This is a genomic window from Streptomyces sp. HSW2009 (assembly GCF_040240285.1).
Classification (GTDB): Bacteria; Actinomycetota; Actinomycetes; order Streptomycetales; family Streptomycetaceae; genus Streptomyces.
The window spans coordinates 1-9330 of sequence record NZ_JBEHZD010000310.1 but is presented as its reverse complement, the minus strand read 5'-3'; the positions used below and the strand labels follow the sequence as shown (position 1 = coordinate 9330).

Below are 9330 nucleotides of genomic sequence, written 5' to 3'. Positions count from 1 at the left end.
GCCACCGGCACATCATCTTCCCCGCGGCCGTCGAGGCGTGGGCCGAGTTCGGCGGGCTGCACGTCCGCCCGCCGGCCCCCGGCCGCCCCCGCGCACCCCCCCCCCGCCCCCCCCCCCCCCCCCCCCCCCCCCCCCCCCCGGGGGGCCCCCGCCCCCGTCCACCGCGCCGTTCCCACCCGTGGCCGCCATCCCGGGCCCGCAGTCCCCACCCCCGTCCGGGCCTCCCTCCGCGCCCTTGTCCGCACCCGTGTCCTCAGTGGTGTCTGCGCCCTCGGCGCTGCCGGTGCTCGCCGGGGCCGAGGCCGTCCGCCGGGCCATCGCCCAGTACGGGATCAGGGCCGCCGTGCTCACCAGTGCCCCGTGGGCGGATCGGCGGGTCGCGGCCCTCCTCGGCCTGCTGCGCGAACAGCGCTGCACCGTATGGCTGGTGACCGGGGACCTGGAGCCGGCCGCGGCCCGCGAGCTGGCCCGGGGCCCGGTCCCCGACCACCTCTGGGGCTTCGCCTGCCGGCGGCTCGCCCCGCCGCCCCGGCACCGGCTGGCCGCCGTCGGCAAGCGGTCGCTCGACGTGTGCGCCGCAGCCCTCGGCCTGATCGCGGTCGCGCCGGTGCTGGCGGCGTGCGCCCTCGCGGTGCGCTGCGCCGACGGCCCCGGGGTGCTCTTCCGCCAGGAACGGGTGGGGCGCGACGGCCGACCGTTCGTGGTGCTCAAGTTCCGTACGCTGCGCAGCGATGCGTACGAGTCGGCGACGCGCTGGAGCGTCGCCGACGACCGGCGGATGAGCACCGTGGGCCGCTGGCTGCGCCGCACCTCGCTCGACGAGCTGCCGCAACTGTGGAACGTGCTGCGCGGCGACATGAGCCTGGTCGGGCCGCGCCCCGAACGGCCCTATTTCGTAAGGGAGTTCAGTCAGCGCTATCCCGGCTACCGGGCCCGACACCGGATGCCCGTGGGCATCACCGGGCTGGCCCAGGTGCACGGGTTGCGGGGAGACACCTCCATCGAGGACCGGGTGCGCTTCGACAACCACTACATCGAGACCTGGTCGCTCTGGCAGGACGTACGCATCCTGCTCCGCACGGCGGGCTCGCTGTTCCGGTGCGGGGGGAGCTGAGGGTGAGCGCCCCGTCCCCGCCGGCTCCGCACCCGCCGGCCCCTGGCCCCGTGCCGCCCACGGCCCTCGTGCCGCCCGTGCCGCCCGTACCCGAGTGGGGCGCGGGGACGGCAGCGGGCCGGGGCGCAGCGGAGCCGGGCGGCCCGCGGTGGGGCGGTCGGCCGGGGGCCGGGCTGCGCGCCGTGCCCTGGCACTTGCTGCCCGCGCTGGCCACCGTGCTGCTGCTGTGCCTGCCGGGCCAGCGGGGCGAGGTGGGCGGCGGCCCGCACGTCACACCGGCCGACCTCGCGTCCGCCGGCCTCGTGGCGTACTGCGCCGTCCGCCTGCTGCGGGACCGCGCCCGGCCGCTCACCCGTACCGCGGCCCTGCTGTTCGGCGCGCCCGCGCTGGCCGTCGCCGTCGCGACCGTGACGGCCACCGACCCGGCCGCCGCCCTGGCCGGCTACGCCCGCATCACCCAGGTCTTCGTCCTCGTACCGCTCGCCGTGCTGCTCCTGCTGCGCTCCCGGCGCGACTTCCACTGGGTGGCCGGCGCGCTGGTGCTGCTCGCGCTGGTGCAGGGCGCGGTGGGCGTCCGGCAGTACGCCACCGGCACCGGTGCCTCGTACGCCGGCCGCGACGTCCGGGCGGTGGGCACCTTCGGCCCGCTGGACGTGATGGCGATGGCGACCACCGTCGGCTACGGCGTGGTGATCGCCCTGGCCGTCGGCCTCGCCCTGCCGGCGACCCGCACCGGCGTCCGCGGGCCGCGCCGCGCCGCACTGGGCTGCGCGGCGGCGCTCCTGGTGCCGCTGGCGCTGTCGTTCAGCCGGGGCGCCTGGATCGCCACGGCCTGCGCGGGCACGGCGGTGCTCTGCCTGTACGGGGTGCGCAGGGCGGTGTGTGCGCTGACCGCGCTGGCGGCCCTCGCGGTGCTGCTGGTCTGCGGTACGGGGGTGGGGTCGGGGCTGATGGCCGAGCGGTTCGACAGCATCACGCGGGTTTCCGCCGCGCCGGACCGCTCCGTCACCGACCGGTACGGGCTGTGGGCGGCGGCCACCGACATCTGGCGCGACCACCCGGCGACCGGCGTCGGCCCCAAGGGGTTCGCGGCGCACCGGGACGGCCACGCCTCGGTGGGCCTGTCGGCGGCCAGCGACACCGCCGGCGCCGGCCACGCATTCCAACGTGAACCGCTGCTCTCGCCGCACAACATGTACCTGCTGGTCCTGTCCGAACAGGGCCTGCTCGGCGCGCTCGCCCTGCTGGGCTGCTGGGCGGCGCTGCTGGTGTGCGCACTGCGCCGGGTTTTCGACCTGCGCCGCGAGGGTTGCTTCGACCTGCGCCGCGGAAGTCACTTCGGCCTGCGCCGGACGTGCTGCTGCGACTCGCCGCGGGCGTGCTGTTTCGGCCTGTGCCGGGCGGGGGCGGGGGCGGTGGGGGGGTGGGGGCCGGGCGGCCCGTCTGGGAGTGCCCGCAACCCGTCGGGGGGTGCCGAGCCGGCGGCGTTGGGGTGCGGCGCCGCGGCCGTCGGCCTCCTGGTCTGGCAGGCCGTCGACTTCCTGTACGCGGACATCGGCGGCCCGACGACCGTACTGACCTCGGTGGCGCTGGGCCTCGCGGCCTGGTGGGCGCTCTCACCGGCCGCGGCGGCTGCACCCCCCACGACGCCCCTCACGACGTCCGTCACCACGCCCGTCACGGCGCCCGTCACGGCGCCCGTCACGGCGCCCGTCACCACGCCCCGCACCTCACCGCCCGCGCCCCCAGCCGCCCTTCTGCATCTGCCGCTGCCCTCGCCCACGTCCCCGCCGCAGGCGCCCGGACGCGCCGATGCACCGACCGCACCACCAGCGGCCCACCCGTACGCCCCACCTGCGTGCCGCACGACACCGGACCGGGAGCGGATCGCCCCTGCGGAGGCACACCGATGAGCGATACGAGGCCCCCTGTGGAACGGCACGACCGGACGCCGCAACCACCGCCGGCCCGGCCCGGATCGCCGGCCCGACCCCGACCGGCCAGCCCACCAGAGCCGGCCACCCCGCCGGGGCCGGTCACCCCGCCGGGGCCGGTCACCGCGCCGGGCTCAGCCACCGGGTCCACGCAGGTCCCCCGGCCGGGCGCGGCGCCCAGGCTTGGTGCGGTCGCCGTGCAGGTCGACGCCACTTTCGTACCGGGCGCCGCCCCGTCCCGCTCCGCGAGGCCGGCGGGCCGTAGCGCCGGGCGCCCGTACGACGTGCTCCCCGGCCCCGACGCCCCGGAGTTCACGCCCGCCCCGGCGGCGTTCCGGGTGGACGCCCCCCACCCGGTCCTGCCCAGCGCCCCCACGACGCCGATCACCACCCGGGACGTGGTGGTACCGGAGGAGACACCTCCGGCCCCGGAGCCCGCGACCGGGCCGGTGGGCGGGACCGGGTCGGTGGGCGCGGACGCGGCGTGGGGACCGCAGCCGGTACGGGGGTACGGGCTGGCGCCAGAGCCGGGTGGGCCGGAGCCGGAACCGGCGGGTCGGGGGGAGCGGGCCACGCCGGCGGAGCAGTTCGCACCGGCGGAGCTGGCCGTGCCCACGGAGCAGGCCACACCGGTGGAGCAGCCCCCGGAGGCGGCAGCCCGGGCGGAGCAGCCCATCCCGATGGAGCAGCCCATCCTGCCGGAGGAACCCGCCCCGACGGAGGAACCCACCCCGGCAGAGCAGCCCGCTCCGAGGGCGGCGCAATGGTCGCGGGGGGCCGAGCGGTTCGTGGCGCGGGCGGCGGCGGTGACCGCGGTGCTCACCGTCTGCGGGGCGCTGCTCGGCCTCGTACGTGACCAGACCATCGCCCGTCTCTTCGGCGCCAACGGGGCCACCGACGCCTTCCTCGTCGCCTGGACGGTGCCCGAGATCGCGGCGACCTTGCTGATCGAGGACGCCATGGCCCTGGTGCTGATCCCGGCGTTCAGCCTGGCGCTGTCCCGGCGCCGAGTGTCGGCCGCAGACCCCGAGGCGGCCCCACGGCCCCGACCGGTCGAGGACCCCGTACCCGCCACCCGTCCCGTACCCGCCACCCGCCCCGAGCCGGACGCCCGTGGCCGCGGTCGACGACCAGCCCGACGGCCGCAAGAGGCAGACCCCGTACGGGAGTTGGTCATCGCCACCGCCCCGTGGATGGGTGCGGTACTCACGGGCGCGGCGCTGCTGCTCGTCGTGGTCGCCCCGTGGTGGGTGGAGCTGTTGGCGCCGGGGCTCGCCGATCCCGCACTCGCCGTGGACTGCACCCGGCTCACCGCGTTGACCCTCCTCACCTTCGGGGCCGCCGGCTATCTGAGCGCCGCCCTCCGTGCGCACCGCAGCTTCGTACCACCGGCGGCGATCTATGTCGCGTACAACCTGGCCATCGTCGGCACCGTGCTCACGGTCGGCGACGGGTGGGGCGTGCGGGCGGCGGCGCTCGGGGTCGCGCTCGGCAGCGTGCTGATGATCCTGGTGCAACTCCCGGCGTTCGCCCACCGGGTGACCGGCTGGCCCCGCCTGCGCCTGCGCCTGCGCCTACACCTGCCCCGGTCCGGCCTACGACGACCCGCCAGCGCCAAGGCTGATGCCAGCGCTGCGGCCGACGCCCGCGCCGAGTCCGACGCCCGCGCCGAAACCGGCACCCGCACGGATGCCAGCGCTGAGCCCGACGCCCACACCGAAGCCGGTACCCGCACCGAGGCTGTCCCCCGCACCGATGCCAGCGCCGACCCCCACCCCCACGCCCCCGCTGACACCCCCGCGCACACCCCCACCCACCCCACCGACGCCCGGCCCGGCGGGTCCGCCCCGATGTCGCTCGGGCTCGCGCTGCTCGTACCCGTTGCGTTGTTCACCCTCGCCCGGCAGGCCCAGGTGTTGGTGGAACGGTTCGCCGCGTCGTCCCTGGCGCCCGGCGCCATCTCCCACCTCAACTACGCGCAGAAGATCGCGCAGGTCCCGATGGTGCTCTCGCTGATGATCTGCACCGTCACGTTCCCGCTGGTCGCGCGGGCCATGGCGGACGGCGAACGGGACCGGGCCAGGCGCCGGGTGGAGCGTGATCTGTCGCTGGCCGGTCTGGTCGTCCTGCTGGGCGCCGGATACGTCGTCGGGTACGCGCCGCAGCTCGTGCAACTCCTCTTCCAGCGCGGTGAGTTCGACGCCGCCGACACCTCGGTCACCGCGTCGGTCATGCGCGTGTACGCCATCGGGCTGCTCGGCCACAGCCTCACCGGCGCCCTGGTCCGGCCGTTCTTCTCGGCGGCCCGCCCCACCTGGTACCCGGCCCTCGCGATGCTCGGTGGGTTGCTGCTCACCTTGGTGGTGGGCCTGGGCACGGTGCGGTTCTGGGGCGTGTACGGGATCGCGCTCGGCAATGCGCTGGGGATCACTGTGACCGCGGCGCTGCTGCTGCGCGGGCTGAGCAGCCGCATGATCCCGCTGGACGTACGGGGCATGGGCGGCGGGCTCGCCCGGTTGGCAGGCGCCGCCGCGGTCGCCAGCGCCGCCGGGGCCGTCGCCGCCCGGCTGACGCCCGACCCGCTGACCGCGGCGGCGCTCGGCCTGCTGGTGGTACCCGCGGTCTTCGCCACCGCGGCCGTCGCCCTGCACGCCCCCGAGGTGCCCCAACTGATCGCCACGGCCCGCGCGACGGCGCGCCGCACCCGCACCCGCACCCGCACCGCCAGCCCTGCCGGCCCCGACACCCCACCCGCCTCCGCCGCCGCACCCCGCCCGTCCCGCCGAAGGAACCCGCATGTCGACTGACCCGTACTGCGCCCCGACCCCGGCCGACCCAGGCCACCGGACCGGCGCCGCCCACCCCGCCGCCGCTGGCGCGCGCCCCGCCCCGCCGCACACCTGCGCACCGGCCACCGCCCGGGCCGGGGCCGCCGGCACCCCGTGGGCAGCGGAGTCCGAAGCCGTGGCCGAAGGCGAGGCCGAAGCCGGGGCCGAGGCCGAGTCCGGAGCCGCATCCGCGGCGGACGCTCGGCCCGAGGCGCCTGCCCGTACGTGGCTCCCGACGGCGCCCGGCCGCGGTCACGGTGACGGCGAAGGCGAGAGGGAAGGGGAAAACGTAGGCCAGCGGAGACGCGAAGGCGAGGGGGGAGACGAAAGCCAGCGGAGACGCGAAGGAAGCCAGCGGAAGGGCGAAAGCGAGCGCACCGAACCCTCCCCCCGCCCAACCCCCCGCACCCCAGCCGTGCCCTGGCTCCTCATGTACCACTCGGTCAGCCACGAACCCGACGATCCGTACCGCGTCACCGTCAGCCCCGGCCGGCTGCGCCGCCAACTCGGCTGGCTGCTCGACCGCGGGCTGCGCGGTGTCGGCGTGGCGGAGCTGCTGCGGGCGCGCGCCGCCGGCGAGGCGGCCGACCTGGTCGGACTCACCTTCGACGACGGGTACGCCGACTTCGTCGACCACGCACTCCCGCTGTTGCGCGAACACGGCTGCACGGCAACCGTATTCGCGCTCCCCGGCCGCATCGGGCAGTACAACGCCTGGGACCCGCTCGGCCCCCGCAAGCCGCTGCTCACCGAGGACGGCCTGCGCGCCGCGGCCGAGGCGGGCATGGAGATCGGCTCGCACGGCCTGCTGCACCACCGGCTGCCGGGCGCCGACTCGCACACGCTCCGCCGGGAGACCGCGTACAGCCGCACCGCCCTGCAAGAGATCACCGGCCAGCGGGTGGGCGGCTTCTGCTACCCGTACGGGGCGGTGGACCGACGCGCCGTCAACGCGGTACGTGCCGCCGGCTACGACTACGCCTGCGCCATCGACCCCGGCCCGCTGACCGGCCCGTACGCGCTGCCGCGGGTGCACATCGGCGAGAGCGACACGGCCTGGCGGCTCGCGGCCAAACGGCTGTTGCTGCCACTGCGCCGCCGCGCCCCGTTCCCCGCCCCCAAGGGCGAACGCCCCGCCCCGACGACCGGAACCAGGCCGACGACCGGAACCGAGCGAGCGACCGGACCCGCCCCGGTCACCGGACCCACCCCCCTGACCGGCACTGTCCCGGCGGCCGGGCGCCCCCCGGCCGCCGATGGCTGTGGCGCGCCGGCCCCGGCCGCGGAGGCCGTCCGATGAGGACGCTGCACATCATCACCGGCCTGCGCGCCGGCGGCGCGGAGCAGCAACTACGGCTGCTGCTGCGCGAGTTGCCCGTACACAGCGACGTGATCGCGCTCACCGACGCCCACGCGGTCGCCCGCGGCCTGCGCGCGGACGGCGTCCGCGTCCTGGACCTCGGTATGCGCGGCAACCGCGACCTGTCCGCCCTGCCCCGCCTGGCCAGACTCATCCGCGCCGGCCGCTACGACCTGGTCCACACCCACCTCTACCGCGCCTGCGTGTACGGGCGGATCGCCGCCCGGCTGGCCGGCGTACGCACCGTCGTGGCCACCGAACACTCCCTCGGCCACACTCACATCGAGGGCCGCCCGCTGACCGCGGGGACCCGAGCCCTGTACCTGGCGACCGAGCGTCTGGGCGCCGCCACCGTCGCGGTCTCCGGCACCATCGCGGACCGGCTGCGCGACTGGGGCGTGCAGCCCGAGCGGGTGCACGTGATCCCCAACGGCATCGACGCGGCCGGCTTCCGCTTCGACCCGAAGGACCGCGCCGCCACCCGCGCCCGGCTCGGCATCCCGCCCCTGGCGTACGTGGCCGGGGGAGTGGGCCGGCTGGTCCCGGGCAAACGGTTCGACACGGCGGAACGCGCCGTGTCCGCCCTGCCGGACGTCCACCTCCTCCTGGTCGGCGACGGCCCGGAACGCCCCGTGCTGCGGCGCCTGGCGCAGACACTCGGTGTGGCCGACCGGGTCCACCTGATCGGCGAATGCGAGGGGGCTGTCGCCCCGGTCACCGAGCCGGCCCCGCCCGCTGCCCCGGTGCTCCCACCGGTCGCGTCGGAGCGCCCCCCAGCCACGCCGGACCACCCCCCGGCCGCGCCCGCCCCCTCCACTGCCCGTACGGCACCATGCCGCACTGGCGCCCCCTCGGGCGCCGCCCGGGCGAGCGCGCCCACGGCCGGCGACGACGGGGCGGCCTCGGCCACGTCCGACGCGGGGGCAGCAGGCCGGGCAGCCCGTGCGGGGGCAGCGGGTCAGGCGGGCCAGAGAGGGGAAGCCGGCCAGACAGCCCACGCGGGAGACGGGGCAGGGGACGCGTACGGAGCGGCCGGTGCCCCCCGCACTTCCCCGGGCCCCGACCGGCCCCTCGGCGTACCGGACCTGCTGGCCGCGATGGACATCTGTGTCGCGCCCTCCACCGAGGAGGCGTTCGGGCTCGCCGTCGTCGAGGCGCTCGCCGCCGGCCTGCCCGTACTCCACGTCACCTGCCCCGCCATCGACGAACTGCCCCAGAACGAAGCACCGGGCGCACAACGGATCGGCCCCGGCGCACCCGCACTCACCGCAGCCCTACGCGCCCACGCCGCACGGGGCCCCGAACGACTACCGGTGCCGCCCGCGGTCCACCGGTACGCCATCACCCGTACCGCGGGTCAACTCATGGACCTTTACGCTGAGTTGTGCGCCGCTGACGGTCGCGCCGACCACGACGGGGAACCCCGCCACCCCCGCCGCGGCCCCCGCCTCGACCCGCCGACCGGCACCGCACCCCACCGGCCGGCAGGGGCTCCGACCGCCGTGCCCCCGAGCCCTGCCGATCCGGCGTCGCGCGCCCCCGCCGCCCCGCGTCCGGCCGCTCCGTCGCAGCCTGCCTCCGCGGCCAGCGGTGCCGACCACCGGCCGGCAGGGGCCCCGACCGCCGTGCCCCCGGGCCCTGCCGATCCGGCGTCGCGCGCCCCCGCCGCCCCGCGTCCAGCCGCTCCGTCGCAGCCTGCCTCCGCGGCTTGCGGTGCTGACCACCGGCTGGCAGGGGCTCCGGCCACCGCACCCCCATGTCCCGCCGGCACAGGGCCGCATGTCTCAGTCACCTCGCGGCAGCCCGCCTCCGCGGCCAGCGGTACTGATCACCAGCCGGTAGGAGCCCCGACCGCCGAACCCCCGCACCCCGCCGATCCGGCATCGCACGCCCCCGCCGCCCCGCGTCCAGCCGCTCCGTCGCAGCCTGCCTCCGCGGCCAGCGGTGCCGACCACCGGCCGGTACAGGCCCCTGCCTCCGCACCCCCGAGCCCCGGCGAACCGCTCCCGCCCGCCCCCGCGGCCAACGGCGCCACCCACCGGCCGGGCGTGGACGACGGGCCGCCACCCCGTGCTGCCGGGCGCCCGGCAGCAC

At 77.4% G+C, this 9330-nt stretch carries 3 protein-coding genes and 3 pseudogenes; all 6 read left to right on the top strand.

Going from position 1 to position 9330, the window contains the following annotated elements:
* Positions 1-211: 211 nt before the first annotated feature.
* A pseudogene (locus AAHZ94_RS21480) lies at positions 212-1114 on the top strand (exopolysaccharide biosynthesis polyprenyl glycosylphosphotransferase); the annotation flags it as partial.
* A 182-nt stretch (positions 1115-1296) separates the two neighbouring features.
* A complete protein-coding gene (locus AAHZ94_RS21475; RefSeq protein WP_349994604.1) occupies positions 1297-3027 on the top strand; it encodes an O-antigen ligase family protein in 1731 nt (576 codons plus the stop codon).
* Between the two features lie 701 nt (positions 3028-3728).
* Positions 3729-5855 carry a lipid II flippase MurJ gene (locus AAHZ94_RS21470; RefSeq protein ID WP_349994606.1) on the top strand — a complete coding sequence of 709 codons (2127 nt, stop codon included), beginning with the start codon at positions 3729-3731 and terminating at the stop codon, positions 5853-5855.
* A gap of 451 nt (positions 5856-6306) precedes the next feature.
* Positions 6307-6978 (top strand): annotated as a pseudogene (locus AAHZ94_RS21465) (polysaccharide deacetylase family protein); the annotation flags it as partial.
* A gap of 194 nt (positions 6979-7172) precedes the next feature.
* Positions 7173-7931: pseudogene (locus tag AAHZ94_RS21460) on the top strand (glycosyltransferase); the annotation flags it as partial.
* Between the two features lie 402 nt (positions 7932-8333).
* A partial coding sequence (locus AAHZ94_RS21455; protein WP_349994605.1) for a glycosyltransferase occupies positions 8334-9330 on the top strand: 997 nt, incomplete at its 3' end.